Annotated in this window: 25 protein-coding genes; 13 read left to right on the top strand and 12 right to left on the bottom strand. The window is 59.0% G+C overall.

Annotated features, from left to right (window positions below; all coding sequences use genetic code 11):
* The first annotated feature begins 291 nt into the window (after positions 1-291).
* The gene (locus XX99_RS13725) at positions 292-1,374 is read left to right on the top strand and encodes a VWA domain-containing protein (RefSeq protein ID WP_050059934.1); all 1,083 of its coding nucleotides are present in this window, start codon (positions 292-294) and stop codon (positions 1,372-1,374) included.
* A 60-nt stretch (positions 1,375-1,434) separates the two neighbouring features.
* On the opposite strand, the gene XX99_RS13720 is transcribed toward XX99_RS13725, so the two are convergent.
* Positions 1,435-2,181, bottom strand: a complete 747-nt coding sequence (locus tag XX99_RS13720) for a peptidase (protein WP_050059933.1) — start codon at positions 2,179-2,181, stop codon at positions 1,435-1,437.
* 160 nt (positions 2,182-2,341) lie between these two features.
* Here XX99_RS13720 and XX99_RS13715 point away from each other — a divergent pair, with 160 nt between their 5' ends.
* Entirely contained in the window at positions 2,342-3,187 is an 846-nt protein-coding gene (locus tag XX99_RS13715) for a transglutaminase-like domain-containing protein (protein ID WP_050059932.1), read from the top strand.
* Positions 3,188-3,217: 30 nt separating this feature from the next.
* Here the strand turns inward: XX99_RS13715 and XX99_RS13710 are convergent, their stop codons facing one another.
* Complete coding sequence (locus XX99_RS13710; protein WP_050059931.1) at positions 3,218-4,537, bottom strand: Gfo/Idh/MocA family protein; 1,320 nt, start codon at positions 4,535-4,537, stop codon at positions 3,218-3,220.
* Positions 4,538-4,778: 241 nt separating this feature from the next.
* Between XX99_RS13710 and XX99_RS13705 the strand changes: the two genes are divergently transcribed.
* Genes XX99_RS13705 through XX99_RS13695 form a run of 3 tightly spaced genes read left to right on the top strand, consistent with a single transcriptional unit; the run spans position 4,779 to position 9,746 of the window.
* Positions 4,779-5,396, top strand: coding sequence for an RNA polymerase sigma factor (locus tag XX99_RS13705; RefSeq protein WP_050059930.1), 618 nt, complete (start codon positions 4,779-4,781; stop codon positions 5,394-5,396).
* On the top strand, positions 5,393-8,980 hold the full coding sequence (locus tag XX99_RS13700; RefSeq protein WP_050059929.1) for a CHAT domain-containing protein: 3,588 nt from the start codon (positions 5,393-5,395) through the stop codon (positions 8,978-8,980). Before XX99_RS13705 ends, XX99_RS13700 begins: the two co-directional genes overlap by 4 nt.
* The gene (locus XX99_RS13695; RefSeq protein WP_050059928.1) at positions 8,973-9,746 is read left to right on the top strand and encodes a hypothetical protein; all 774 of its coding nucleotides are present in this window, start codon (positions 8,973-8,975) and stop codon (positions 9,744-9,746) included. The genes XX99_RS13700 and XX99_RS13695 overlap by 8 nt, the downstream gene beginning before the upstream one ends.
* A 256-nt stretch (positions 9,747-10,002) precedes the next feature.
* Here the strand turns inward: XX99_RS13695 and tatA are convergent, their stop codons facing one another.
* Positions 10,003-10,212, bottom strand: coding sequence for a twin-arginine translocase TatA/TatE family subunit (gene tatA / locus XX99_RS13690; protein WP_050059927.1), 210 nt, complete (start codon positions 10,210-10,212; stop codon positions 10,003-10,005).
* Positions 10,213-10,520: 308 nt separating this feature from the next.
* On the opposite strand from tatA, the gene XX99_RS13685 reads away from it, so the two are divergent.
* The 7 genes from XX99_RS13685 (at position 10,521) to XX99_RS13655 (ending at position 17,133) form a co-directional block, all read left to right on the top strand.
* Entirely contained in the window at positions 10,521-11,180 is a 660-nt protein-coding gene (locus tag XX99_RS13685; RefSeq protein WP_156185977.1) for a hypothetical protein, read from the top strand.
* 383 nt (positions 11,181-11,563) lie between these two features.
* On the top strand, positions 11,564-12,700 hold the full coding sequence (gene gcvT, locus XX99_RS13680) for a glycine cleavage system aminomethyltransferase GcvT (protein WP_082125543.1): 1,137 nt from the start codon (positions 11,564-11,566) through the stop codon (positions 12,698-12,700).
* A 76-nt stretch (positions 12,701-12,776) separates the two neighbouring features.
* Complete coding sequence (gcvH, locus tag XX99_RS13675; RefSeq protein ID WP_050059925.1) at positions 12,777-13,166, top strand: glycine cleavage system protein GcvH; 390 nt, start codon at positions 12,777-12,779, stop codon at positions 13,164-13,166.
* Positions 13,167-13,307: 141 nt separating this feature from the next.
* Positions 13,308-14,672 (top strand): aminomethyl-transferring glycine dehydrogenase subunit GcvPA, encoded by a 1,365-nt coding sequence (gene gcvPA / locus XX99_RS13670; protein WP_050059924.1) that lies wholly within the window; start codon positions 13,308-13,310, stop codon positions 14,670-14,672.
* A 106-nt stretch (positions 14,673-14,778) separates the two neighbouring features.
* Positions 14,779-16,326, top strand: coding sequence for an aminomethyl-transferring glycine dehydrogenase subunit GcvPB (gene gcvPB / locus XX99_RS13665; RefSeq protein ID WP_050059923.1), 1,548 nt, complete (start codon positions 14,779-14,781; stop codon positions 16,324-16,326).
* 9 nt (positions 16,327-16,335) lie between these two features.
* Positions 16,336-16,725, top strand: coding sequence for a GxxExxY protein (locus XX99_RS13660; RefSeq protein WP_050059922.1), 390 nt, complete (start codon positions 16,336-16,338; stop codon positions 16,723-16,725).
* 132 nt (positions 16,726-16,857) lie between these two features.
* On the top strand, positions 16,858-17,133 hold the full coding sequence (locus XX99_RS13655; RefSeq protein WP_050059921.1) for a hypothetical protein: 276 nt from the start codon (positions 16,858-16,860) through the stop codon (positions 17,131-17,133).
* 53 nt (positions 17,134-17,186) lie between these two features.
* Here the strand turns inward: XX99_RS13655 and XX99_RS13650 are convergent, their stop codons facing one another.
* The 5 genes from XX99_RS13650 to XX99_RS13635 form a co-directional block, all read right to left on the bottom strand.
* The gene (locus XX99_RS13650; protein ID WP_050059920.1) at positions 17,187-17,747 is read right to left on the bottom strand and encodes a DUF2911 domain-containing protein; all 561 of its coding nucleotides are present in this window, start codon (positions 17,745-17,747) and stop codon (positions 17,187-17,189) included.
* A 134-nt stretch (positions 17,748-17,881) separates the two neighbouring features.
* The gene (locus XX99_RS13645) at positions 17,882-18,310 is read right to left on the bottom strand and encodes an MmcQ/YjbR family DNA-binding protein (RefSeq protein WP_050059919.1); all 429 of its coding nucleotides are present in this window, start codon (positions 18,308-18,310) and stop codon (positions 17,882-17,884) included.
* 54 nt (positions 18,311-18,364) lie between these two features.
* Complete coding sequence (locus tag XX99_RS13640; RefSeq protein ID WP_269430974.1) at positions 18,365-19,876, bottom strand: amino acid permease; 1,512 nt, start codon at positions 19,874-19,876, stop codon at positions 18,365-18,367.
* A 127-nt stretch (positions 19,877-20,003) separates the two neighbouring features.
* On the bottom strand, positions 20,004-20,159 hold the full coding sequence (locus XX99_RS27730; RefSeq protein WP_184085271.1) for a hypothetical protein: 156 nt from the start codon (positions 20,157-20,159) through the stop codon (positions 20,004-20,006).
* A gap of 37 nt (positions 20,160-20,196) precedes the next feature.
* Complete coding sequence (locus XX99_RS13635) at positions 20,197-22,899, bottom strand: ATP-dependent helicase (protein ID WP_050059917.1); 2,703 nt, start codon at positions 22,897-22,899, stop codon at positions 20,197-20,199.
* A 305-nt stretch (positions 22,900-23,204) separates the two neighbouring features.
* Between XX99_RS13635 and XX99_RS13630 the strand changes: the two genes are divergently transcribed.
* Entirely contained in the window at positions 23,205-23,813 is a 609-nt protein-coding gene (locus tag XX99_RS13630) for an LOG family protein (protein WP_050060133.1), read from the top strand.
* 3 nt (positions 23,814-23,816) lie between these two features.
* Here XX99_RS13630 and XX99_RS13625 read toward each other — a convergent pair whose 3' ends face one another.
* From XX99_RS13625 to XX99_RS13610, 4 genes are all read right to left on the bottom strand, one after another.
* Positions 23,817-24,257, bottom strand: coding sequence for a gamma-butyrobetaine hydroxylase-like domain-containing protein (locus tag XX99_RS13625; RefSeq protein ID WP_050059916.1), 441 nt, complete (start codon positions 24,255-24,257; stop codon positions 23,817-23,819).
* Positions 24,258-24,347: 90 nt separating this feature from the next.
* The gene (locus XX99_RS13620) at positions 24,348-24,620 is read right to left on the bottom strand and encodes a SemiSWEET transporter (RefSeq protein ID WP_050059915.1); all 273 of its coding nucleotides are present in this window, start codon (positions 24,618-24,620) and stop codon (positions 24,348-24,350) included.
* Positions 24,617-25,399: a sulfite exporter TauE/SafE family protein gene (locus XX99_RS13615; protein ID WP_050059914.1), complete on the bottom strand. Its 783-nt coding sequence runs from the start codon at positions 25,397-25,399 to the stop codon at positions 24,617-24,619. Before XX99_RS13615 ends, XX99_RS13620 begins: the two co-directional genes overlap by 4 nt.
* Positions 25,400-25,542: 143 nt before the next feature.
* Positions 25,543-26,304: an ATP-binding cassette domain-containing protein gene (locus tag XX99_RS13610; protein ID WP_050059913.1), complete on the bottom strand. Its 762-nt coding sequence runs from the start codon at positions 26,302-26,304 to the stop codon at positions 25,543-25,545.
* Positions 26,305-26,563: the final 259 nt, after the last annotated feature.

Here is a 26,563-nt window from a genome sequence, read left to right as displayed (position 1 = left end):
CCTTGTGATCGGGCGGAAAAGCTCCGCCTGCAGCGTAAGTTACCGCTAATTCAGGCACTCGATGGCATGCCTCAGATCGTATCTGCCTCGAGGTTGGGCCCGGTCAAACTTCCTTATCTTAGACGCGCCGAATCCCCAATCGCTTGGAGGGTCCCGGGCGTATGCTTCAGACTACCAGATGCAGGTACGCGGCTTTGTGTTTTACGGATTCCTCGCCGAGTCGATTCCCGTATCGATTCCGGCCGTCAGGGACTGACATTTTCCTGCGGAATCCCGTCTAATGAGGTGGCCATGTCTTTATCTTTTCGCGATCGTCCGCTACGCCTTCCGCTTGTCGCCTTGCTGTCTCTCCCGCTCGGCCTGGGAGCCTTGAGCGCCCGGGCTCAGACCACCCCTTCGGCCGATGCTCCGCCGCCGGCGAGCAGCTTTCCCGACCAGCCGGACGAGTCGAAGGCCGAAACGACGCTGAAGGTGAACGTCAACCTGGTCAGCCTCTACTTCACGGTCCGCGACAAGCACAATGGTTTGATTCCAACGCTGGCGAAAAGCGACTGCAATATCGTCGAGGACAAGCAGCAGCAGACCATCAAGAACTTCTCGGCTGAGACCGATCTGCCGTTGACGCTGGGGATCATGGTCGACACCAGCGGGAGCCAGCAGCGCGTTCTTCCTCTGGAGCAGCAGGCGGCCGACAACTTTCTGCGCAGCCTCATGCGCAAAAAGGACGAGGCGTTCGTGGTCAGCTTCGATGTTGGCGTGAACCTGGAACAGGATTTCACCAATAACGTAAGCGAGCTGCAGCGCGCCATCGACAAGACAGACATTAATGTCGGCGCTGGCGGAGGAGGCGTACCGGGGATCGGCCAGGGGCCGGTGCCTACTCACGGTGCCCCCAAGGGGACGCTGCTCTACGACGCGGTCTCGCAGGTATCGAATGACAAGATCCGCTCGGAAACTGGACGCAAGGCGCTCATCCTGCTTACCGACGGCGAGGACGAGGGTAGCGAGACCAAGCCCAACCAGGCGATCGAGGCGGCGCAGAAGGCGAACGCCATCATTTACGTGATCCTGATCGCGGATCGCCCCTTCTATGGCAATGGCGGATTCAACCTGGGCTACTCGGGCGATTCGCAGATGCAGAAGCTGACGCAGGAGACCGGCGGCCGCGTGATCAACGTGGGCAATAACGGGAAGAAGCTCGAAGACGCCTTTGCCCAGATCGAAGAGGAGCTGCGGACCCAGTACCTTGCGAGCTATACGCCGACCAATAACAAGCTGGACGGCAGCTACCGCAAGCTGGATATCTCTTGCAAAGGCGATGGGCTGAAGGTGCAGTCCCGGAAGGGCTACTACGCCGTCGGCGACATCGAATAGGTCTGGCCGTCCAGGCCTGCCGCTTCGCGTTTGCCGTTGACTCTCGAGTCTGATGTCCGGCTACGGAAGATTTGGCAGACAGGCGTTGAACTGGATCTTGGGTAGGTCCTCGACGGCGCGGCGCAGCGCCTGCTCCCAGCAGCGGTGGATGAGCATCAACTCCGAGTCGTCGGCGGAGAAGCGTCGATAGCGGTCCAACTCCAGCTTGTCGTTCTCATACAGCAGAAATTCGATGGGCGGCCCTACGGTCACGTTGGAGCGCATGGTGGCGTCATACGAGAGCAACGCGTACATGGCCGCGTCTTCGAGCGTGGTCGAGCCGGAGACGATGCCGCGATCGAGGATGGGCCGGCCGTATTTGACCTCGCCGATCTGCAGATACGGCGAGTCGTGTGTGGCGCTCAACGGATTGCCCTGGGGATAGATCAGCGAGAGAGCCGGGCGCTCGCCCTTGACCTGTCCTCCAAGCAGAAGATTGATGTTGAAGTTGAATCCGTCGCGCTCGAGAGCGGCGCGGTCGAGCTCCGACACCTTGCGCACGCAGTCGCCAACCACGCGTGCCGCTGCGTAGAACGAATTCACCCGTGCAAGTCCTTCGCCCGCGTCGAATTCATCGCGTAGCAGGGCAATGACAGATTGCGTAAGGGAAAGACTGCCGCTGGTGAGGATGACGAAGGCCCGCTCACCCGGATGAACGAAGGTGTGCATCTTGCGGCAAATGTTGACCTGATCGAAGCCCGCGTTGGAGCGCGAGTCGGAGGCCATGACCAATCCCTGGTGGGTAAGAATGCCGAGACAGTACGTCAAGTCGTCCCTCGTAGCGATAGTCGTCGCTAGTGAAACTCTAAACGAAATGCGGCCGCGACAAACGTTTCAGGCCATTCATCGCATCTTAATATCGCCATCCTTGCTGCATAATGGGCATCCCGGCACGAATTCAGGGCGAAAGGGCCATGAAAGAAAATCTATGCTTATCCGACTTGGATACGATATCCAATTTGACCTGCCAGCGCCCGTTTCTTTTGTAGCCATGCTGCACGTCCATCCCTCGCGCTCCGCCGATCTGCGCGAGCCTGACCTGATGCAGGTGGATCCCGCGATTTCTCTCGACTGCTATATCGATAGCTTCGGCAACGTCTGCACACGTTTCGACGCTCCGGCCGGCCGGCTTCGGCTCTCGAACAACACTCTTATTTTGGATTCCGGTGAGCCAGACGCAATTAACCTCTCCGCTGTCGAGCATCCGATCTCCGAATTGCCCAGCGACGTTCTGCGCTACCTGATGAGCAGCCGCTACTGCGAGGTCGACCGGCTCTCCGGCATTGCACTGGATCTCTTCGGGCATCTGCCCAAGGGGTGGTCGCGCGTTCACGCGGTTTGCAGCTGGGTGCATGAGAAGGTCACCTTCGGATATCACTTTGCACGGCCGACCAAAACCGCACTGGATGTTTTCACGGAGCGGCAGGGGGTGTGCCGCGATTTCCAGCATCTGGCCATTACGTTTTTGCGAGCCTTGAATATTCCGGCGCGCTACGCGACCGGCTATCTCGGCGACATTCGCATCGACATTCCGCCCTCCCCGATGGATTTCAGCGCGTGGCTCGAGGTGTATCTCTCCGGCCGCTGGTGGACCTTCGATGCACGGCACAACCGCCCGCGTGTGGGGCGGGTGCTGATGGCGGTCGGACGCGACGCGTCCGACGTGGCGATTACGACTTCTTTCGGGGTCGCGAATCTCCGCCACTTTTTCGTGGTCAGCGACGAGGTGGTGGAAGAGGCTTCTGCAGAGCGGATTCTTTCCGGGCAGAATTGACCAAGTCCAGTTGTAAATCCTGCTAATTCTTCAGGCCCTCTTGATGAGTTTGTCCTCGAAGTAGGAGGCGTTGGCCATGTGGCAGGCAGCGGCTGCGTGGTGACCAAAGACCACGTCTTCGACGACCGGCTTGCGGGTGCGAACGGCGCTGAAGAAGTTTGCTAGGTGCGGTTTCAGGTTGTCCCAGGATTGACCCCGGTAGACCGTAGCGTCGGCTAACGGATGCTGCGCGAGGATGGGGTCGTTCTGGGCATGCCAATCCTGGTCATACTGGTGGCGCAGGGCTGCGGAATAGCTTTGCGAGTAGTAGCTGGGGCCGGTGTTGATTCCCAGCTGAGGTAGATACGTCACGGAGTTGTTGGTGATTTCGACGACGCCTTTGCTGCCCAGCACCCGGGTGATCTCCGGAGTTTCGGTGCCGAGGGTCAGCCGCACCGAAACCGGAACCTTGCCGTACTTCAGCACGGTCGACTGCACGTCCGGCATGTTCCGGCCGTCCTTCCAGCGTTCGATGCCTCCCGCGGTATAGGCTGAATCGGGGATGGCGTTGATGCCGGTCACAAATTGCATGCCGCTCACCAGATGCACCATCAGATCCCCGGCCATGCCGGTGCCGTACTCATGCCAGCAGCGCCAGCGTGCAAAGGTTTTGGGATCGAAAGGCTTTTTGGGCAGATCCTTCTGCCAGGTTACCCAATCGAGGTTTTCCGGGGAAAGATCGGGCGGCGGAGGATATTCCCACGCGCCATCGGGCGAGTTACGCCCCAGCTGCAGCTCGGCCTGCAGAACATCGCCGATGGAGCCGTTCGATATCAACTCCTGAGCTTTGATGAAGATAGGGGAGCTGACCCGCTGCGAGCCTACCTGAACGAATTTTCCGGTGTGCTGGGACGTGGAGACCATCTCCTCGCCTTCGGCGATGGTGTGCGACATCGGCTTTTCGCAGTAGACGTCTTTACCGGCTTTGAGCGCGTCAACAACCACCTGTTTGTGCCAGAAATCCGGGACAGCGACGATCACGCATTCGATGGATTTGTCTTGGAGGACATCCTGGTAGCGGCGGCTGGTCTTCACGTCCTGGCCGGCGATCTCTCGCGCCAGAGTATGGCGGCCGTCGTAGAGATCGCTCGCAGCGAGGCACTTCACTCCAGGCAGGGCGACGGAGTTGGTAAGAAGCGCGGAACCCTGAGTGCCGACCCCGATGATGCCGAAGCGGACGGGGTTGCTGAGGTCCATATCGGGCGTCTGGGCGTCGAGATGGACCTCGGAGATGCCAAGCAGTCCGGCCGCCGCCGCACCCGCTCCAGCATGAAGAAATGCCCGGCGGGATAGTGAGGGAAATTGAGCCATAATCGGGGTTCCTCCCAAGAACGGGACCACTATATCCGAATCCGGACAATTTGCTCTCAGGTAACCGTTTACAGGCGTCCGCAGCACTTAACCGGGATTGGGTTGAAGCTCGGAAATCGTGCTAAACATGAAGATTTTGATGTAATCTGATGCCATTCTCGTGGTTATAAAAGACATTTCATCCGACGACCTAGCTAGCCTCTGTGCAGTTGAGGCCGATATAGATGCGTGGAATGAGTTCGTGCGGCGATTCACTCGTCCGATAGCGCTCAGCGCATTGCGCGTGGGCCGGCTGTGGGGGGAAACATCGCCCGCCGTCATCGATGATATTGTCCAGGATGTCTTTCTCAAGTTCTGCGAGAACGACCGTAAGGTTCTGCGCGAATTTGAGCCCCGCCACAATGGTTCCTTCACCGCGTTCGCAAAGGTAGTAAGCGCGGCCACGGCGAACGACTATTTCCGCAAACGGAACACCGTGAAGCGCGGAGGAGGCGTGAAGGAAGAGCCTATCTCCGAACTGCACGTGGGCATGGTGCAGGATGCGGAGTGGATCGAGCGCAACCAGCTATTACGGGAGATCGACAGCTTTCTCGAGAGCTCCGGCCGGGATGAGACGGGGCGACGGGATCGCACCGTGTTCTGGCTCTATTACCAGCAGGGGATGACGGCGAGCGCCATCGCTAACCTTCCGGGCATCGCGCTTTCGGTCAAGGGAGTGGAAAGTGCGCTTCATCGCATGACCGCGCTGATACGCAAACACGTCCAAAAACCGTTTGTAACCTCAGTTTCTGTAAAAAAATGTAGTTCCCGCGAAGGATTTCTCTCCGAGTCCACGATTCAGAGAGGTGAGTGGCTATGAATCCTCCGCGGCGCGTCCCCAGCGAAAAAATCGAGGAACTCCTTGACCGGCTGGTCGTGCGTGAAGACGGCGAGGGGATCGGATCGCATAGTATTTTGGAGATTTCGAGGCGCCGGGGGAGCTGTCCGGCCCCATCGGAATGGCAGCGAATTGCCTCGAACGGACCGGCTGATGAGCAATCCCGCCGGCTGGTCGAACATGCGGCGGAATGTCAGCATTGTGGCGCGCAGTTAAGTTTTTGGGCTGGTGTTCTCTCCGACGAGCAGACTCCGGAAGAAACAGCGATGCTCGGCCAGCTTTCCTCTCTGACTCCTGCCTGGCAGGAGCGCATGGCCCAGACGATGTTGGCTGCGACCCGGCAGTCGAAGAGCCCCTCCGGCATGCGCGTTCTGTGGCCATGGTTTCTGGGCGCCGGCGGATTGGCCGCAGCGGCGGCTCTTTTCGTTCTGTTCCTAGGGGGCATGCACCCCCAATCCTCGCCGGAGCGCCTGCTGGCAGAGGCCTACACCGATCATCGCGTGATGGACGCGCGTATCCCACTCGCCGGATTTGCTCCCGTCGACTCGTCGCGTCATAGCCGCGCGGCTGGACCCACCATGAGCGATTCGGTGCCCTTGCTCGAGGCGCGCGCCGCGATCACCCAGGCGCTGATGAAGACGCCGGAAGATCCGCATTGGCTGCTGCTGCAGGCCCGCTCCGATTTGCTGAATGAGAGCTACGACCCGGCCATCGACACGCTGAAGCGACTGCTGGCGGCTGACCCGGGAAACGTATCCGCGTTGACAGATCTGGCTTCGGCGTACTTGATGCGCTCCAGGGCCTCGGAAGCCGCTACGGACGAGGCGACGGCCCTGGATTATCTGGAGCAGGCGGCGCGGCGCGAGCCCAATAACTCCATCGTGATTTATAACGAGGCCCTGGTGCTGCAGGACCTCTTCCAATATTCGAATGCGATCGCTGCCTGGAAGAGATTTCTCGCGGTGGAACACGATCCGGCCTGGGTTGCTGATGGCAAAAAACGTCTGGCCGAGATTGAAGCGCTTGAGGCCAAGGTGAAAGCGCAGCAGTCGCGGCTCGATCCGTTTCTGGGCAATCCCGAGGGGATGCTGCACCTGGCGCGTAGTCCGGCCATGATTGCCGATTACGATGAAGAGCTTTCGACCGTTTCCCTCCCGCACCTGCTTCAAGCCGCCTTTCCCCCTCCTGCAGTCGACTCTTCCTTCAGCAATTCTTCTCCCCCTGAATCGAAATGCACCGAAACTTGCAGTGCAGCGCGAACGCTGCTGCGTGCAGTCGCGGCTTCGCTGCGAGAGCATCATCGCGATCAATGGCTTGAAGACCTGCTGGCCGGCGCTGCGACTCCCGGCTACGTAGCCGGAGTTCGCCTTCTCGCCCGCGCGCTCGATGATGGAAGGTATGCGAATCCAGCGAATGCGCTTAAAGAAGCCCAGGAGGCGCAGGCAGCCTTCCAGCATACTGGCAACATTGCGGGCATCGCCGCCGCGCGTGTACAGCAGGTCTACGACCTTGAGCATTTGCTGGATCCGCGCGTCTGTCTCCTGGTGGCCCACGACTTGCAATCCTCGGTCTCGAGTGGCCGGTATCCCTGGCAGGAATCGCTCTTCTGGTCGGATCAATCGTCCTGCTACGCGCGACAGAACGATTTTGCGGACGCAATGGCGAGCCTGCATCGTGCTTTAACAATTTCCAGCGATGCCGGTTATCGGGTGATCCATCTGCGTGCGCTTGGTTTTGCCGCCTCGGACGAGGAGGCGATGGGAAACCGCGGCCGCGCCTGGAAGATGAATATGCAGGTGCTACGGGATTACTGGAGCGGCAACTATCCGATGATCCGGCGTCTTCAGCCATACGTCAGCCTGGCCTACACGGAGCAGCGGTCAAGCCGCTTCTACAGCGCCGAGCTGCTGCGACGGGAGGCTGTCAGCGTGGCAGCGTTGCAGGGAAATCCTGAGCAGCTCAACTCGAATCGTTTTCTGCTGGTCAAGGCCGAAATCCAGGCCGGTGACACCCTGGCAGCGCGGCGAGACCTGGAGATCGCGAAGTCGGAGCTGGTTTCTCTGCCGGATCACGTTGCCCTTCGTGGAGCCGCCGCGAACACAGGGATTCTGCTTGCCGAAGCCTATCTTGTTCGCGGAGATGCGCAGGCTGCCGCGAGAATGCTGGAGACGGTTGCATCCGACGTGGACGCGATCGGCAACCGCGAAATGGAACTGAGCTATACCGCGACCGCCGGCCGCCTGGCGCTGCAGCAAGGGAACTATCAACTGGCCGCGGACCGGCTCACGCGTGGACTGGCAGACGCTGAGGCGGCTTACGGAGAGGTGAAAGATCAGCAGGACCGCATCGATTGGATCGAGAGCTCCCGCGGGATCTATGCGGCTCTGGTGCTTCTGTGGCAGCGACAGGGCAAAGATCCCCTGGAATCCCTTGCATTATGGGAGCGATATCGGATTCTTTCGAGCGGCGTCTCGCTCCAAAACTGGTGCCACGGGGCCGATCTTGCTTGTCTCGCGCAGCCGCTCGAAGCGGCCCGCAGACATCTCAAGCAGGAGACGATCGTCGGCACCATCCGCCTGGATCATTCGCTGCTGCTCTGGACCATGGACGGGCAAGGCGTCCGGATGCATGAGGTGGGCATTGAGCCGGAGCGCTTCGATCTGCTGTGTCACGCGTTCTCTGAGGTGCTGGCTACCCCGGCGAGCAGCGAAGCCCAGATTCGCTTCTATGGCGCCCGGCTGGCGGCCTCTCTGCTCACGCCGGTTGCTTCCTCGCTCGAGGCGCACCGGACGCTGGTCTTCGACTTGGATGACAGCATGGAGTTTCTTCCGGTTGCCGCGCTGCCGGTGAACGGCCGGTATCTCGGGTTGCAATTCGGCACGAGCACGATTCACTCCGTCCTGCTGGCTAGTCGAGAGCCGGAGATGGCGAAACTTCCGCGACCAGGTGTGGTTGTGGGAGCGTCGGACCCTGGCGATCCGGAGGCCTCGCGGCTGCCTGAAGCAAAGAGCGAGGCCCTGGCCGTGGCTGGTTTCCTGCATCGCCCCAAGGTCTTCGTCGGTGACGAAGCAGCCGCCGGTGCAGTCGCGGCTGCTGCCCCGCACGCAGCCCTGATACATTTTGCCGGGCACACACGGTATGTCAACGGGGTCACGCAGCTCCTGATGGCCAGTTCCGCAGGATCCGGCCCGGATTGGCTGGATGCGCGCACCTTCGGTCCGCATGCCTTCGCCGATTGCCGCCTTGTCGTGCTGTCGGCCTGTTCTACCGGGAAAAAGGAAGAGCGAGAATCCGACGATATCCAGGACATTGTTCAGACGTTCACCACTGAAGGAGCGCAGCAGGTGGTAGCGACGCATTGGGACGTCGACTCTGCTGCATCGGTCGCGTTGATGAAAGAGTTCTACTCCGGTTTGGCACGCGGGCTGGCAGTCCCCCAGGCACTCCTGCAGGCCGAAAACTCAGTGAGCACGATCACTGAATACCGGCACCCGTATTACTGGGCGCCATATTACGTTTTTGGGATGAGCACTACCAACCTCAAGGAGCTGTTACACAATGACTGAGTCTGGTGCAGGATCGCCTCCGGCGGCCGCGACCCCATTCGATTTGCGTATCCACTTCAACGGTGCCTTTGTTTTCTCCATTGCAACGGAAGGAAACTCCTCCGACGCCAATGCCAAGCTCACCGGAGTTGAAATTTACACTCCGGTATGCGAACACAGCAGCGGCGCTTCAATCAATGGCGGCGCGACTTACATGCTAGAAGACTACTGGCACTGCATCGACCCTGTTTATCCTGCAGGCCACGTGAGCGCGCCACTGACGCTGGGGCAACTCCAGAAGAATATCGGCACCAATACCCCCTGGGTTGTTTCGAATCGCCCCATGGGAGCGGACTGGGGAATCGCGTTCAAGCTTCCTCTTCCTCCCGACGACTGGCAATGCGATTTCCTCGCCTCAACCTCGGGTCCGTCCTCGGGTTCCTGCTTCAGCGGACGGGATGCCACGATCATCCCTTCAGCGGTCGCTCTTGAGCACATCGTCATTTACAAGCAAGTCACTTCCGTGGAGCTGCATGGGGCCTGCTTCTCAACCGACTTCAGCCCGGTGAAGGGAGTTACCGACCTCTACATCACCTCTGAGGTTCCCTATATCCCGACACGGCAGCATGAACGGCGCGCCGCGGACGCCATGGCCGGAATGCTCGGCCTGGATCTGGTCCTCGACTCGTCAATCGGTGCGGTCACTCAGGAAGCCGGCGTCTTTCAGCCAAAGGACAAGATGGGCAACTGCCTGATGAGCATCATTTCCGGACCAAAGCCGCAGTAAAAGCAGGGTGCAGGGGATAGGGTTCAGCATTTAGAACCCTTCCCCATGCCTGTGCGCTGTTCGTCGCTGGAATGATACTCCCCTAAATTCGCACACAATTTTCGAGGGCGGCATTTTGGGGCGGGAATGCTCTTGCAAATTCACAGGTGCGGGCGCGAAAGCTCAAATGGCGGCAGTAAAAGATGAAACGGGAGGGGCTGCGGGGAACTCAGACGTTCTCTTCTGAGCTCCCTCGGCAATGATTCTGACTAGAGATTTATTTGGGCTGGGGAGTCGGAGTCGCTTCGGTCTTTGCGACGTTTTCCTGCTTGGCGGCGTCGCCTCCACCCTTGATGCCGTCCTTGAAACCCTTGAGCCCTTCGCCCAATCCCTTTCCGAGTTCCGGAAGCTTGCGCGGGCCAAAAATCAGCAGGGCGATGACCAGAATGATGATCAGGTGGGTGGGCGTAAACAGGTTATCGAGCATGGTGGTATCTCCCGAAATTCCAACAGGGTGTGTCCTGCCGGAGTGCGATTGTCAAATCTCGCTGAGCATATTGTCGCACAGCGCAGGGTACCGTGTACCAGACCGGCACGCGGTTTTAATGATGCACTATCAAAACGCACGACGGCGGAAGCTGGATCTGTGGAAACGGCTAACGAACGGGACAGAAGACAGTCTAGGCATGTATCTTGAGATATTGCAGCGACTGCGCGGATGGAGACGCCCGTGGAGGTTCGCGGAGCCGGTTTTGGAGGTTGTGTCTGTTGAAGGACGTGCGGAAGATTGTGTTCATGCTGGCAGTTGGAGTGGGGCTGCTGCCTTTTTTGCAAACTCAGGCTCATGCCCAGTACCAACAGCCGGTGATAGCCCCGAGCGACACCCTGGCGGGCGTGCACTATGACTACAAGTGGGAAATCTACGGCGGCCTGGCCTATTCGCACTTCAACGCCGGTCCCGACCTCGTTCAGGGCTCGAACCTGGGCGGCTTCGACATCCAGGCTGCGCGCTTCTTTCGCAAGCGCTGGGCGGTCGCTGCCAATGGACGCGGATATTACGGAACCAGCGGCGTTTTGCCCAATCCCTACGGCATCAAGGGACCTTTTGTCGACGAGTACATGTTTATGGCCGGTCCGGAATACCGCGGGCCCAGCAACGAACACGTCTCGATGACTTTCCACGCCCTTTTTGGGGGCGCCCATGGCAGCTTCGAGTCGGCGCTTCAGAATCAGTCGGGGGCTCCGGTGCCTCCCGCGGCACTGGGCCTGTTCAGCAATCAGACCACCTTCGGCAGCGCCATCGGCGGCTCGATCGACCTGAACCGGTCGCCGCGCTGGGTGTTCCGCATCTCGCCGGACGCGACGTTAACCAATTTCGGAAGCGGCGGCATCCACGAACAGTTTGCGCTGTCAGTGGGCGTCGTCTATCGGCTCAAGCGCGGGTTGAAGCGGTAAATGGCTGGTTTGAATCGACGGTGAGTGTTTCCGCTTTTATCTGCAGGAGCATTCACCCGATTCAGGAGTTCCTTTCGGCTTTTGATCTTCAGCGGTCGTTACCCTGGTCACGGAAGAAAAGCGATTTTTTATGCCAATGTGCGGGGTTGTGAGCCGATGACGCCTTAATGTGATTGCAGTTGCTGTTCCCTCCGAATGCCCTCCCATCGCGGTTCAACTGCCCCCCGCTCCCGAAGTGAAAGCCCTCTTTGCAGACCACTTTTGAAGCGTGTCTCTACGGCACGCTCTCCCCTTCAGACCGCGGATAGCCTCAAGCTCCCAATTCCGCTCTCCGACGTGCTACCGTAAAAAGTTCGAGATATCCCGCCGGAAGGATTCCCGCCGTGGCTTCTGCAACTGCACTTGCGCTTCGAAAAACCGCTCTCAATGACATGCACCATCAGATGGGCGCGAAGATGGTGGACTTCGGCGGCTGGGATATGCCGGTCGAATATTCCGGGCTGATCGCCGAACATATGACCGTTCGGACGGGCGTCGGCCTCTTCGATGTCAGCCACATGGGCGACATTCAGCTGCGCGGGCCGGAGTCGCTGGCTGCGGTGCAGCATATCTCGATGAACGATGCCTCAAAGCTGCAGGTGGGGCAGGCGCACTACTCGGCGATGCTCTATCCGAACGGCACATTTGTCGACGACGTGATCGTGCACAAGCTGAGCGACAACGATTACCTGATCGTGATCAATGCCGGCACGCGCGAAAAAGATTTCCAGTGGATTAGAACGAATGCCCAGCGCTTCAAGTGCCACGTGAGCGACTACAGCGACTACTACACGCAGCTGGCGATCCAGGGACCGAAGGCCGTCGATACGCTGGCCAAGCTTACCGACGTAGATCTTAGCTCGATCAAGAACTACTGGTTCAAGTGGGGAACGGTCTGCGGATTGGCGAATACACTGATTGCGCGCACTGGCTATACCGGCGAGGACGGCTTCGAGATCTATGTGCCCTCCGATGTGCCGACCAGCGAGCGGGTGTGGAATGAAGTGCTGGATGCGGGCAGGGAATTCGGCATTCTGCCCTGCGGCCTGGGGGCTCGCAACACGCTGCGGCTCGAGGCGGCGATGGCCCTCAACGGTCATGAGATTTCGGAGTCGATCAATGTCTTTGAGGCGCACCTGGATCGCTTCCTCAAGCTCGAAAAGGGACCGTTCCTCGGATCTGAAGCATTGACGAAGATCAAAGTAGAGGGCGGGCCTGCGCGGAAGCTGGTGGGACTTGAGATCATCGAGCGGGGCATTGCACGCGACGGTTATGCAGTAGTCGATGCCGAAGGAAAGAAGATCGGCGAAATCACCAGCGGGTCGCCCGCTCCGTTCCTGAAAAAGAATATCGCGCTGGCCTACATCCCAACCGAGTTGGCGGTGGAGGGCGGCGAGGTAGCTGTCGAGATACGTGGAAACCCGGTGAAGTCGCGCATTGTGCCGACTCCGTTTTATAAGCGGCCGAAGAAAACATCGTAAAGCTCACGAGGCTCTCGATGTACTTTGCGACTTGGCCGTGATTATTTATAAACATTAGAAAGAGGAGAGCAAGCCGATGGCGTATCCGGAGAAATACAAGTACACCAAGGAACATGAATGGATCGAAGTGGCGGGCAACGTGGGCACGGTGGGAATCACCGACTACGCCCAGAACTCGCTCGGCGATATCGTCTTCGTGGATGCTCCGAAGATCGGATCGAAGGTGGAAAAGGGCGCGGTGTTCGGCAGCGTGGAGTCGGTGAAAGCTGTCTCCGACCTTTATTCTCCTGTAACCGGGACGGTTACAGAAGTGAACGAGGAGCTGCATGCTTCGCCGGAGAAGCTCAACACCGAGGCACACTCCGCATGGATCATGAAGGTGGAGCTTGGCGATGCCGCGGAGCTTGGCTCGCTGCTTTCGGCGGCGGACTATGAAGCCTTCATCGCGGAAGAGACCGCGAAGTAGGTCTGCATGCTTCAAAAGATTTCACCGCGGAGACGCGAAGAGCGCAAAGGGTTTCGTGACAAGTCCGATGCGCTCTGTGGTGGCTTGAGCTCCAAGTTTAGAACCCGCTAAGCGAAACGCCGAACCAAGAAGGAATAACTGATGCGTTATTTGCCCAAGTCGGATGCCGAGCGTGCGGAGATGCTGCGCGAGATCGGCGCGTCGTCGATTGACGATCTATTTGTAACCGTGCCTGAAGAGTATCGACTGACGCGCGATCTGAAGGTTCCGCGGCAGATGGGCGAGTCCGAGATTGTGGAGCACTTTAAGGCGACTGCCGCGCTGAACGCGAATGGCTACTCCAGCTTTCTAGGTGCGGGCGCCTACCGGCACTATCGGCCGGTGGTAATCGACTCGCTGGTGCAGCGCGGGGAATTTCTTACCTCGTACACACCTTATCAGGCTGAGATTACGCAAGGCACCCTGCAGGCAATCTTCGAATTCCAGACCATGATCTGCGAGCTGACGGGGATGGATATCGCCAACGCGTCGATGTATGACGGCTCGACAGGTGCGGCGGAAGCAGTGATGATGGCGGTGCGCATCACCGGGCGCGATGGCGTGCTGGTGGCGCGGACCGTGCACCCGGAGTATCGCGAGGTGATGCACACTTACGCGCAGCATCAGGGGCACGATGCGCGCGAGGTTGGATACATCGCCGAGGGGCAGCCGGGCGCGGGGCGCATCGATCTGGCGGCGTTAGAGCAGGCAGTGACCGACCAGACGGCCTGCGTGCTGGTGCAGTCGCCGAACTTCTTCGGCGTAATGGAAGATATCCCTGCCATCGCCGATATCGCGCATAAGAAGGGCGCATTGTTGATTGTCTCGATCGCCGAGGCGGTTTCGCTGGGAATTGTGCGGCCGCCGGTCGAAGCAGACATCGTCTCGATGGAGGCGCAGTCGTACGGCGTGGCGCTGAGCTACGGTGGTCCTTACTGCGGCGTGCTGGCTGCGAAGGAAAAGTATCTGCGACAGATGCCGGGCCGTCTCGTTGGCGAGACCAAGGATACGGAAGGACGTCGGGGATTCGTGCTGACGCTGTCGACGCGCGAGCAGCATATCCGCCGCGAGAAGGCGACTTCGAACATCTGCACAAATCAGGCTCTGGTCGCGCTGATGACGACCATCTTCCTTACCGTTTATGGCAAGGAAGGAATGCGCGAGCTGGCGCTGCAGAATCTGGCTAAGGCCAAGTACGCAGCCGATACTCTGAGTGCGCAGGGCAAGCTTCTCTTTGCGAAGACACCGCGCTTCCATGAATTCGTTTTGGAAACGGACGAGGCTCCCGAGGCGCTGAACGCGCGACTCTTGGAGAAAAAAATCATCGGCGGCTTGTCGCTGAGCAAGTGGTATCCGGAGTTGGGGAACGCGACGCTGTGGTGTGCTACGGAACTAATGACGCGAGCGCAGATTGATGCAGCGGCGGCTGCGGTGGCCGCGGCTCTGGTAAGCGCGGCGGCTCGGTAAGAGCGCTTCACCGCTAAGACGCAAAGAACGCCAAGAATTTCGTAGGACGAACTTTGCGGTCTTTGCGTCTTCGCGGTGCATGTTTCGGATTTGAGGGTTGAAAGATATGGCAACAGATAAATTTGTGGGTACGACGCGCAAGGTCACTGCGCACCTGACGCAGAACGAAAATCTGAGCTTTGAGAAATCGTCTCCGGGTAAGAAGGGCTACAAACTCGCTCCTCTCGACGTGCCCGAAGTAGAGGCGTCGGCGCTGCTCGATGGCGCGGTGCGCGCGGATGTAGGCGCGCTGCCGGAGCTGAGCGAGATCGAGATTATCCGCCACTTCACGCGGCTCTCGACGTGGAATTATGCGATCGATCTCGGCATGTATCCGCTGGGCAGCTGCACCATGAAGTACAACCCGCGCGTGAACGAGTTTGTCTCACGGCTGGAGGGGATTGCCGAGGCGCATCCCTATCAGCCGGAGTCGCTGTCACAGGGCGCGCTGGGCGTCGTGAAGCTGTTGCAGGATTGCTTGATCGAGATTACCGGCATGGATGCCATCACGTTGCAACCTGCTGCGGGCGCGCATGGTGAGTTTACCGGCATCCTGTTGGCGCGGGCTTATCACCAGTCGAAGGGCAACGCGCGCAAGCATGTCATCATCCCTGACTCCGCGCATGGGACGAATCCGGCAACGGCCGCAAGCTGCGGTTATCAGGTGATCAATCTGAAGTCGAATGCGCAAGGCGGAGTCGATGTTGCGGCCCTGGCGCAAATGGTGAATGAAGACACGGCAGCTCTGATGCTGACCAATCCTTCGACGATTGGCGTCTTCGAAAATGAGATCCACAAGATTGCCGATGTGCTGCACGACAAGGGCGCGCTGCTCTACATGGATGGCGCGAACATGAATGCGCTGGTCGGCAAGACGCGGCCCGGCGATTTCGGCGTGGACGTGATGCACCTCAATTTGCACAAGACCTTCTCGACTCCGCATGGCGGCGGTGGTCCGGGATCGGGTCCGGTGGCGTGCAAGAAAATCCTGGAACCGTTCCTGCCTTCGCCGGTTTTGGCTCAGGGAGCGGATGGGCTGCTGCACTGGAATTACGATCGTCCGGAATCGGTCGGCCGTGTGCGCATGCTCTACGGCAATTTCGGGATGTTCGTGCGCGCTCTCGCGTACATTCTCGCCAACGGCCCGGATGGTCTGCGCCAGACGACCGAAGATGCGGTGCTGAATGCGAACTACATTCGCGCCAAGCTTCAGGATGTTTACGAGCTGCCTTACAATACGCCGTCGATGCACGAAGTGGTCTTCAGCGATAAGCGGCAGACGAAGAATGGCGTGAAGACTGGCGATATCGCGAAGAGGCTGATCGACTACGGCTTTCATCCCTATACAACTTCGTTTCCGCTGATCGTGCCCGGGGCGCTGATGATCGAGCCTACGGAGAGCGAGTCGCGCGAGGAGCTTGATCTGTTCGTGGATGCGATGCGACAGATTGCGCGCGAGGTGGATGAGAATCCGGAAGTGGTGATCACCGCACCGCACTCTACGCGGATTTCGCGCCTTGACGAAACAACTGCGGCGCGCAAGCCGGTACTGCGGTGGAAGGCCCCAGCGGCTTCCACTCCGGTTGAAGTCGATACGCCAGCGAAGGAGTGGTAGGGCTGGGTTATGGCCGGTCCCGAAGTATTGAACGAGCTTGCGCGACAGGCTGTCGACAGTGCTATCGCAGTCCACAGCGCATTAGGTCCGGGACTGTTGGAGAGCACGCATCAGGCTTGTTTGGCGCACGAGCTGCGTAAGCGCGGACTTGAAGTCAAAATTCAAGTTGGCCTTCCGGTTGTGTATGACGGTGTCAGATTAGAGCTGGGCTATCGAATCGACATTCTGATCGCCGAAAGCGTGATCCTGGAGATTAAGTCAATCGATGCCATCGCCCCCATACACCGCGCTCAGCTTTTGTCGTATTTGAGATTGAGCGGATGCCGGCTTGGGCTGCTTATGAACTTCAATGTGCCGTTGATGAAGGATGGCATCGTGCGCATGGTCAATGGTTTGTAAACAATGAGACTTCACCGCTAAGACGCTAAGAACGCCAAGGAGGCTAAGGGCGTTAAGGCGCGAAAATGTTGAGAAAGCTTTGCGGTCTTAGCGTCTTTGCGGTGAATCAGTTCAGGCCCAGGAGAATTGTCTATGTCTAATCTCAGTCATCACCGCGACGAGTTAGAGAAATACGAATTCATGATGGGGCCGGCTCGTGGGCGGCTGGCCGTTACGCTGGACATGCTGACCGATGCGCTGATCCTGATTGGCCAGCATGGTGTCTATTGCACATCGCAGCGGAACCCCTCCAAACCTGCGCTCGATCTGCAGACTGTACTGGGTGAGATCAACGGCGCGAAAGAGTTGATTCAATCTGTCATGCAGGAGCTGGAACGACAGCGCGAAGCCGAAAACTCCCGAAAGTAAAAGGCTGCATCGCTCGCGCGGTGCAGCCTTTGCTTCTCAGAACACTTTTTCAATTACTTTACGGCTTCCACAGGCACATAGACATTCGTGTTTTCCCAGATCAGGTGAAGCTGGGTCTTGTTGCCTGCCGTGTGTTCGAAGGTGATCTTGAAGGTCTCCACGGGCGAGGACGGCGAATCGCCTGCCGTCATATTGACCTGCCCGAGATCCATCTCCGGCTTGTAAACCGTTCCCCACTGGCCGGTCTGCTTGTTCACGATCAGCTTCCACGCCGTGGCTGAGGGAATGGAGTAGATCGAATAGGTGCCGGCAGGAACTTTGATCGTGCCGATGCGCAGATCGGTTTCGGTCTTGAGCGTGGTCGAGGTGTTGGCTCCGGTGCGCCACCAGTGGTCATAGGGAATGATGCCGCCGAAGATCTTGCGTCCGCGCGCGGAGGGCGCGCAATAGTCGATGGTGATCGACTTGCCGCTGAGGGTGACGCTGGCTTGTGCGGGAGGGCTGGGGGGATTGGCCGCATGAGGATCGCACTGGGCGTGCGCCTGGACGAGGGAGAAAACAAGAAAAGCAACCGCAAGGATGGAGGTTCTACAAGCAAATAGCGTTCGATTCATCGGGTAAAACTCCTGTGGTGATGAGAATACCCGTTCATGAAAGCGCGTGCTTCACGATTTGCCACAGATGGGATTTAAAGATGTGAAGGAAGCGCTACCGTTCGGAGCCAGATTTTCTCGGGCTAGATAAGTTCCTACTTGCCTTGGGAGACGAGGAGCCTTTTTCGCGCGGCTATCAGCTTTTTTCGCTCTGCCGGCGGCATGCCGAGAACATCTCTGGTGCGCTTCGGAAGCTTGGCATAGACGAATTCATAGGCGTTGCGAAGATGATTTTTGAGTTCCTTGGAAGAAAAGACATCGTAGCGCTCGATGGCGATCCAGTAGGCTCGCGCCAGGTATGGTGCAGGGTGTGCGCCTTCTATCTCCAGCAACTCAGCGTAGCGTTCGGGGCCGGCCGCGAAGGAGAGAACGCCGCGGCTATCCGGGCTCAAGTTGGCTAGCGCGAACATCTTTCCTCCGATGGCCTTGTCGGCCACCCAGAAGACAAGGTTGTCGCCCCACTGCACCGTCTCCTCAACGTGAGGCAGAGAGAGCAGGTAGGCGCGCAGCAACTCGACGTTCATCGGTTTCCAAGAAGCGCCAGACAGAGTATCGTGCGGGCTACTTCGGAGTCCATCCTACTTCGCTCGTGCGAACTCGCTGCGTTTGCGGCTGTAGAAGTAGTAGATGACCAGCCCGATGGCCAGCCAGATGAAGAAGCGAATCCAGGTGATGATGGGCAGTCCGGCCATGAGCAGGATGCAGAAAAGAATGCTCAGAACGGGGAAGACCGGTCCGCCGGGACAGCGGAAGCCACGGCGGCGGCCCGGGTCTTTGTAGCGCAGGATCAGCACGCCTGCAGATACCAGCACGAAAGCAAAGAGGGTTCCAATATTCGACAGGTCGGAGAATGTGCCGATGTCCAGAAGCCCCGCCGGAATGCCCACCACAAATCCTGCGACCCATGTAGCGACGGCTGGAGTGCGGAAGCGGGGATGCACTTTGCTGAAGACTGTCGGCAGCAAGCGATCGCGCGACATGGCAAACCACACGCGCGCCTGTCCGATCTGAAAAACTAAGATCGATGAGATCATGCCCAGCATGGCGCCGATCAGGATAGCCAGGCGAGTCCAGTTCAGCGTGGCACTCGGATGCGCGAGATAAATTTTCTTGAGGGTGTTGACCACCGGTGCGGCGTCGTCGATCAGCGCATCCCAGCGGATCAGGCCGGTGAGAACGACCGCTACTCCGATATAGAGGATGGTGCAGATGATGAGGGTCGCAATGATGCCGATGGGAACGTCGCGCTGTGGATTTTTGCACTCTTCCGCAGCCGTCGAGACTGAATCGAAGCCGATGTAGGTGAAGAAGATGATCGAGCCGCCGGTCAGAACGCCCGACCATCCATTCGGATAAAACGGCTTCCAGTTGGTGGGGTGAATGAAATGCGCACCTACGCCGACGAAGAGGAGGATGGCGGCGATCTTAAGCAGCACCATCACGTTGTTGGTCTCTGCGGACTCGCGGATGCCGCGAACCAGCACCATGGTGAGCAGCATGACGATCAGAAATGCCGGGATGTTGAAGCCGAAATGCCAGCCCGAGGCGTAGAGCGTGTTTCCCTGCAGATCCTGCAGACCGGAGGGCAGATAGGCCGGGGAGATCCATCGCAGGTTGGGATGGATGCCAAACCAATCGAGAAATCCGACGGCATGCTCGGCGAAGCCGACGGAGACGGCCATATTGGAGAAGGCGTATTCGAGGATGAGATCCCAGCCGATGATCCAGGCGACCAACTCACCCATCGTCGCGTAGGTATAGGTGTAGGCTGATCCCGCAATGGGGATCATGGACGCCAGCTCGGCATAGCAAAGTCCGGTGAAGGCGCAGACAATCGCCACCAGCACCAGCGAGAGCGCGAGCGCCGGTCCTGCGCCCGGACGGCCGGCCAGGGCGGTGTGATGCACCAGGTAATCCAGCACCGGAGTGTTCAGCATCGACGAGGTGTCGAACTTCTCCCCGGAGATCGCGGTGCCGATTACGGTAAAAATACCCGAACCGATGACGGCGCCGATGCCGAGCGAGGTGAGGGAAAGAGGTCCGAGCGTCTTCTTGAGGCTGTGCTCGGGATTTTCCGACTCGCTGATCAGCTTGTCGATCGATTTGCAGGAGAATACTTGAGGCGGCAGAGTCCGGTTCCTCGTGTGCGGGATTGAGGGGAGTGTATCCGGAGTTAGGCCCGCTCCGCGAGTGGAATCGCACGGAGCGGGCTTGAGGCTAGCGCTTGCTCTGGCCGCGGCTCAGCTTCTTGATCTTCTTCTTGTTGGCGCCACGCGGCGCCGTCCGTGCTGCCTTGGGAGCTGCCTTCTTGCGCGCGGTGCGCTTTACCTTCTTGCGTTCTACCTTGTCTTCAATCGTCTTGGTGTTTGCCATTCGAATCCTTATCTTTTGCGGAGTATGCTTGCGGCGTCTAAAGCCGTTCCAGCTGGGCAAATTTCTCCACCAGCTTCTTCACTCCGAACTTAGAAAATTGTACCGTAACCTTGGCATCTTCCCCATCGCCTTCGCGGCGGAAGACGACTCCCTCGCCATATTTGGGGTGGCGGACGCGCTGGCCGCTCTTCAGACCCTTCGAGCCAGCCGGTTCCGGAACATCCAGCTTGGGCCGCGACTTCGGCACGGCGGCGCCGCGCGAAGAGAAGAATTGCGCTATGTTGTCGAGCGATTTCTCGGGTTTCGCGCCTCGGCCGGTCTGGTTGGAACGAGCATTGTAGGAGCCAGCGCTCTGGTCTTCGTCCTCGTAGCTGTAGTGGCGGCCGGTCGCACCGTCATCCCCGCGCCGGTCGTAGCCGGAACTGCCGTGGCTGTTCCAACTGCTCTGCCGGGTGCTGCCGGCAGCTTCTTCGATCAGATGGGAGGGAATCTCCTCAAGGAAGCGCGACGCCATGCTGGCTTCCGGCATGTCGTTGCCATAACGGCGGCGATAGCGCGCCCGCGTGACGAACAGCGTGTCCATGGCCCGGGTCAGGCCTACGTAGCACAGTCGCCGCTCCTCCTCCATCTGGTTCGGATCGTTTAAGGTGCGCGAGTGCGGGAAGAGCCCTTCCTCCATGCCGGCCAGCAAGACCAGAGGGAATTCGAGACCCTTGGCTGCGTGCAGGGTCATGAGGGTGACGCGTGAGTCAGCATCGTACTTGTCCGTGTCGCTGGACAGCGCGGCGTGATCCAGAAACTCCGCGAGGGTCTCGCCGCGCTCGTGCGCATCCTGCGCAGCGTTCGCCAATTCCTTCAAGTTCTCGATGCGGGAGAAGGCTTCCGGCGTACCTTCCTCTTCGAGCGAGCGAATGTATCCGGTGCGATCGATCACGAACTTGATGAGCTCCGGCAGTGTCCCCGCATCGCCGGGAGCGCGAAAGCCGGGAACCGCCTCAGAGATCTTTTCGACCTTGCTCGCGGGAGCTGCGTGCGAGGCTGCCGCATGCGGAACGGGCGGCTCGTCGGCGAAAGGATTGAAGGCGGCGGCATCGATGGGCAGATCGGGCTCTGGCCCGGGGGAAAAGCTTGATGGAAATGCCAGCCCATGCTGTTGTTCATCGCCGAAATCAAAGCTGATATCGGTTTCGATTTCGGCGGCATCGCTTGCCTCTGCTTCGAAGGCGAAGCTGGTATCTTCGTCCGCATCTGTCGCAGACGCGGCGACATCTTCGGCCAGTTTTTCGGCAAAATCCGGAGTTAGCATGGCACGGGCATCTGCGATGACCTGGCGAAAGGTGTCCAGGGCAATCAATGCTCGGGACGGCAGCAATTTTTCGCGAAGCGCGCGCTGGATCGCGGTCCAGGTGCTGGAGCCGGTCTCGAGTGCAAGCCGTTCCAGAGTATCCACGGTGGTCTTGCCGATGCCCCGCGTCGGCGTATTGATCACACGCTGGAGCGCGATGGAGTCATCCGTGTTCAGGATCAGTTTCAGGTAGCACAGCAGGTCTTTGATCTCGGCACGCTCGTAGAAAGAGAAGCCGCCGACCATGGTGTACTTGATGCCGTAGCGGCGCAGCGCCTCTTCCACCAGCCGGGACTGCGAGTTGGTGCGATAGAGGACGGCGGCGCGAGGTTGGTCTACTTCCGGGCCGGCCTTGCGAAAATACTTCTGGATGGTATCGGCGATGAACAGCGCTTCGTTCTCGCCATCGGGCGCTTCGTAATAGCCGATCAGCGAGCCGCCCTCGCGCGAGGTCCATAGAGCCTTTCCTTTACGCTGCGTGTTGCGTGAGACTACGGCCGATGCGGCTTCGAGAATGATCTGCGTGGAGCGATAATTTTGTTCCAGGCGGATGGTCTTCGCGCCGGGAAAGTCCTTTTCGAACTCGAGGATGTTGCGGATGTCGGCGCCGCGCCAGGAATAGATGCTCTGGTCTTCGTCGCCGACCACGCAGACATTCTTTTCCGGTCCAGCCAGCAGCTTCATCAGCTCATACTGCGGCCGGTTGGTGTCCTGATACTCGTCGATGAGCAGATAACGATAGCGGCGGTTGTAGCGCTCGCGGGTTTCGCCGGAGACCTTGAGCAAGCGCACGGCTTCGAGCAGCAGATCGTCGAAGTCGAGGGCGTTGGCCTTGAGCAGTTCCTTCTTGTAGGACTCGAAGATGTGCGCCACCCGCTCGCTGGTTGGATCGGAGGAGCTGAGGTAATACTCCTGTGGGTCGATCATGTGGTTCTTGGCCCAGGAAATCTTGGACAGGACCACGCGCGGCGTGAGCTGCTTATCGTCGAGGCCCATGCGGCGCATGGCAGCCTTCACGACGGCCTGCTGATCGGCCTCGTCGTAGATGGCGAAGTTCTTCGTCAGCCCTTCATTGCCGATGCGGAGGGCTTCGATGTCGCGGCGCAGCATGCGCACGCAGAAGGAGTGGAAGGTGGCGACCAGCGGCTTGGCCAGGGTCGAGTGCCCAATCAGGCTGTCGACGCGCTCGGCCATCTCCTTCGAAGCCTTGTTGGTGAAGGTGACGGCGAGGATGGAGTCGGGCGCCACGCCGCGCTCCTGGATGAGATAGGCGATGCGATGCGTGATGACGCGCGTTTTACCGGAGCCGGCGCCGGCGAGCAGGAGCACGGGGCCGTCGACGCTCTCAACGCCCGCACGCTGCTCAGGGTTCAATTTAGCTAGTAGATGCTGCAAAGGGGAAAGTCCGATTCTTAGATAAGCTTTCCCTATTTTACCGCTTTGATCGTCCTGGCTTGTTCTTGGTATGCCTCTTGCTCACAGTGCGATTTTCTTCCTGACGTGCGGGATTGTTCAGATTTTCAAGACCACCTGAATTGGCTCCGCATTCTGCCACGGCTTCGTTCATATCCTCGATGGATATAGGTTTCTTTGGCCTAGGGATGATGCCCTTTAACGACTGAATGTCGATCGTCTTCTTTATAGATTTCAAAATACCTCCGCACGAATTCTCCAGGTTTATCGGTAGACTGGGTTTCAAGATGAGTAGGTCAAAGAAGAAGTGGATCTGTGTATTCTGTGGCTCGGCGAATGGTGCAAGGGCTGAATATCTGGCCACCGCCCGCGAGCTGGGCCTGGCGATTGCGGGCAAGGGCCATGGACTCGTCTATGGGGGAGCGACGGCGGGTTTGATGGGCGCTGTCGCCGATGCTGCGCTTTCAGCCGGCGGGGAAGTCGTCGGCGTTATTCCCGATGTGCTCATGGATCGTGAGATCGCGCATCGCGGGCTGACCGAGCTGCATGCCGTTCACACCATGCACGAGCGCAAGGCTCTGATGGCTTCGCGGGCCGATGCCTTCGTGGCGCTGCCCGGCGGCTTCGGCACCATGGATGAGTTTCTCGAGATCCTCACCTGGGCGCAGCTGCGCATTCACTCGAAGCCCTGTGTGCTGCTCAATGTTGGCGGCTATTACGATGCTCTCTTGCAGTTCCTCGATCATGCGGTCGAACAGGGTTTCCTGAAGACGGAGAACCGGCAGCGGGTACTGGTGACCGAAGATGTTCCAGGAACTCTGCTTGAGATCAAAAGAGCCTGGGAACAGATCGAAACTCCGGTGCATGATCCGAAGTTGGATGAGCTGGTGAAGTAGAAATCAATCCAGCGGATTTTGCGATCGGCACTCTTCGCACTGGCAGTGGCGGCGGAGATAGTCCCAGGAGTAGATGCCGCTGGTGTGCCCGTCGTTCCAGTAGAAGGTGAGGGCGTAGCGACCCACCGGTATCACCGAGTTGGGCCGCGGCGGATCCTGATACATGGGGAGCAGCGTAGCTGGCGCCGGCTTTGGCTGGCCCGGCTGACGTCCCGATGCCTCGCGTTCTTCATTGCAGGTGGCGCAGGGACAGGCGTTGCGCAGCCAGGCAAAGGTCCATGAGCTGCGGTGTCCGTCTTTCCAATCGATCTCGAGACCGGTGCCCTCGGTCTTGTGTACGCGTACCTTGGCCGGATCGGTGGCCTCGCGCGGCAGATCGCGTTGCTGCCAGTCTGCTCTCCTGGCCTGCTCGGCGCTGATCATGCGAATTCCTTCGTGGCTCATGCTTCTATTCTCCCGCAAATGCAGTCAGCGCGTATCGGAAGGCTTCGCGGTTCGTTGCTACTTCGTGGCTGCATCTTGCAAATTCCGAAGTTATCCCCGGTCATATCGCAATTTGAGAGCGAGGATGGCCAGCGACAGGGCCAGTGTGGCTCCATTGGCAAGCGTGATGGGAAAAGAGTGCAGATAAATTCCGTATACGAGCCATAAAAAGACTCCGACCGAGAACACCAGAAACATGATCAGCGAGATGTCCCGCGCCGTTTTGAGCCTCCACACCCGCAGCAGTTGGGGAACGAAGGAGGTGGTGGTGCAGCACGCGGCTGCTGTGCCGATGAGGTTGATCGTCTGTGCCGAAAGGGTCATGCGGTCTTCCAGAAGAAATATGCGGCCATGCCGAAGCCGATCACGATCACGAAGGCGCGCATGAGCCGCGGGTCAACGTTGCGCGCGCCGCGTGCGCCCAGATAGCCGCCGATAGCCGCCGTGAGCATCATCAAAACACAATGCTGCCACAGGATCTGCTTCTGGACGATAAAGACCACTACCGCGATGCCGTTGGCCAGGGTAGTGGTGACCACTTTGAGGGCATTGATCTGGTTGATGTTCTGGATGCCAAAGAGCGCGAGCAGAGACATGATGAGAAATCCCGCACCGGCTCCGAAGTAGCCAATGTAAAAGCAGACGAAAATCGTTCCGAGAAAGATCGGAATCAGCGACGGCTGGGAGTCGCTGGCTCTCCTTCCGCGTGCGCGGGCGTTCAACCAACGAGAAATGGGTCCGCTAGCAGCAAACAACGTCGACGCCAGCAGCAGAAGCCATGGGACGAGATGAAGAAACGTCGCCTGACCGGTGTGAAGCAGCACCATGCCGCCGGTGCATCCTCCTAGAAGCGCTGCTGTGCCGAGCGGCCATACAAGATGCGTGTTGTGCTTCAGGTCTTCCCAGTAAGCGGCGATCGAGGTGAACTGCCCCGGCCATAGCGCGACGGTATTGGTCGCATTGGCCTGAATGGGCGGCACGCCGACTCCGAGCAGCGCGGGAAAGGATAAGAAGGACCCACCGCCTGCCATTGCGTTCAGTGCTCCGGCCAAAAAGGAGGCCACAACCAGCCAGATGGCAGGCAGATTCAATGTAAGGTGCATTGATTTGATTTTATCGAGATCGCGAGCCTACAGGTTCGTGACGATTGGTGTTGTGAATCCCACCTCTCAAAATCGAGATGTGGGGCACCCGGAGTTCTATTTTTCAATATAGAAATTGCGTTGCGAGGTGATGCAGGAACAAATCAATCGACGCGAATTTCCGGCGTGGCCGCGAGCAGGGAGCGGGTGTAGGCCTCGCGTGGTGCATCGCATATCTCGGCGCTGCTGCCGGATTCGACCAGACGTCCGCGATGAAGTACGGCGATGTTTGTGGAAAGATAGCGCACGAGCGGCATGGAGTGCGAGATGAAGAGATAGGTGAGCGAGAACTCACGCTGCAGATCGCGAAGCAGGTTGATAATCTGCGCGCCCACACTGACGTCAAGCGCGGATACCGGTTCGTCGAGGACGAGCAGCTTCGGCCGCAAGGCCAGCGCACGCGCGATGTTGATGCGCTGGCGTTGTCCGCCCGAGAACTCATGAGGGAAGCGGGCGAGAGCCGAGTCATCGAGGCCCACGGCGCGAAGCAGTTCGGCGGTGCGCGGCTGCAGCTCGGAGTGCGGACAAGCTTTGTGGATCACAAGCGGTTCGGCCACGATGTCTTTGACCCGCATGCGAGGGTTGAGTGCGGCGAACGGGTCCTGAAAGACGACCTGCATGCTGCGGCGAATAGGGCGCAGCTTGCGCTGCGAAACACCGCTGATGGGGCTGCCATCGAAGAGAACGGAGCCGCTGCTGGGCTCGATGAGGCCCAGGACCATGCGGGCAATCGTCGACTTGCCCGATCCCGACTCGCCTACTAGCCCCAACGTCTCGCCACTGGCGATGGAGAAAGAGACGTTATCGACGACAAGGGCCTCGGGTCCATAGCTCTTGGAGAGATTGCGGGCTTCGAGCAGGGGCATGGAGAGAGGATAAATGAAGGCGGCTGTTGGAGCGGATCGCTATAAAGCGGGTAGCTAAAAGCCGGTTAGCTAAGAAGCGGTTAGCGGAAAAGCCGGTCAGCTAAAAGCTGGTTGGCGAAACAGTGGTGAATGTTTGGCCAGATTGGACTCGATAAGTTCAGTTGCGGAGCAAAGATCGGTTGCGAAAGCGATGTCAGGGAGTGGTTCGCGCATTGCCTCGCACAATTCAAAGGAAAGAAAAATTCCCGCTGGCCGCTTT

The sequence above is a fragment of the Silvibacterium bohemicum genome (assembly GCF_001006305.1).
GTDB lineage: Bacteria > Acidobacteriota > Terriglobia > Terriglobales > Acidobacteriaceae > Silvibacterium > Silvibacterium bohemicum.
This window is presented reverse-complemented; position numbering and strand designations above follow the sequence as displayed.

Excerpts from the sequence above, each read along its gene's own strand:
- XX99_RS13685 (WP_156185977.1), top strand. The coding sequence starts at position 10,521 with ATGCTGGCAGTTGGAGTGGGGCTGCTGCCTTTTTTGCAAACTCAGGCT.
- XX99_RS13715 (WP_050059932.1), top strand. The coding sequence starts at position 2,342 with ATGCTTATCCGACTTGGATACGATATCCAATTTGACCTGCCAGCGCCC.
- XX99_RS13620 (WP_050059915.1), bottom strand. The coding sequence starts at position 24,620 with ATGACCCTTTCGGCACAGACGATCAACCTCATCGGCACAGCAGCCGCG.
- XX99_RS13615 (WP_050059914.1), bottom strand. The coding sequence starts at position 25,399 with ATGCACCTTACATTGAATCTGCCTGCCATCTGGCTGGTTGTGGCCTCC.
- XX99_RS13725 (WP_050059934.1), top strand. The coding sequence starts at position 292 with ATGTCTTTATCTTTTCGCGATCGTCCGCTACGCCTTCCGCTTGTCGCC.
- XX99_RS13610 (WP_050059913.1), bottom strand. The coding sequence starts at position 26,304 with ATGCCCCTGCTCGAAGCCCGCAATCTCTCCAAGAGCTATGGACCCGAG.
- XX99_RS13650 (WP_050059920.1), bottom strand. The coding sequence starts at position 17,747 with ATGAATCGAACGCTATTTGCTTGTAGAACCTCCATCCTTGCGGTTGCT.
- tatA (WP_050059927.1), bottom strand. The coding sequence starts at position 10,212 with ATGCTCGATAACCTGTTTACGCCCACCCACCTGATCATCATTCTGGTC.
- XX99_RS13630 (WP_050060133.1), top strand. The coding sequence starts at position 23,205 with ATGAGTAGGTCAAAGAAGAAGTGGATCTGTGTATTCTGTGGCTCGGCG.
- gcvPA (WP_050059924.1), top strand. The coding sequence starts at position 13,308 with ATGCGTTATTTGCCCAAGTCGGATGCCGAGCGTGCGGAGATGCTGCGC.
- XX99_RS13625 (WP_050059916.1), bottom strand. The coding sequence starts at position 24,257 with ATGAGCCACGAAGGAATTCGCATGATCAGCGCCGAGCAGGCCAGGAGA.
- XX99_RS13700 (WP_050059929.1), top strand. The coding sequence starts at position 5,393 with ATGAATCCTCCGCGGCGCGTCCCCAGCGAAAAAATCGAGGAACTCCTT.
- gcvPB (WP_050059923.1), top strand. The coding sequence starts at position 14,779 with ATGGCAACAGATAAATTTGTGGGTACGACGCGCAAGGTCACTGCGCAC.
- XX99_RS13710 (WP_050059931.1), bottom strand. The coding sequence starts at position 4,537 with ATGGCTCAATTTCCCTCACTATCCCGCCGGGCATTTCTTCATGCTGGA.
- XX99_RS27730 (WP_184085271.1), bottom strand. The coding sequence starts at position 20,159 with ATGGCAAACACCAAGACGATTGAAGACAAGGTAGAACGCAAGAAGGTA.
- XX99_RS13660 (WP_050059922.1), top strand. The coding sequence starts at position 16,336 with ATGGCCGGTCCCGAAGTATTGAACGAGCTTGCGCGACAGGCTGTCGAC.
- XX99_RS13655 (WP_050059921.1), top strand. The coding sequence starts at position 16,858 with ATGTCTAATCTCAGTCATCACCGCGACGAGTTAGAGAAATACGAATTC.
- XX99_RS13645 (WP_050059919.1), bottom strand. The coding sequence starts at position 18,310 with ATGAACGTCGAGTTGCTGCGCGCCTACCTGCTCTCTCTGCCTCACGTT.
- gcvH (WP_050059925.1), top strand. The coding sequence starts at position 12,777 with ATGGCGTATCCGGAGAAATACAAGTACACCAAGGAACATGAATGGATC.
- XX99_RS13695 (WP_050059928.1), top strand. The coding sequence starts at position 8,973 with ATGACTGAGTCTGGTGCAGGATCGCCTCCGGCGGCCGCGACCCCATTC.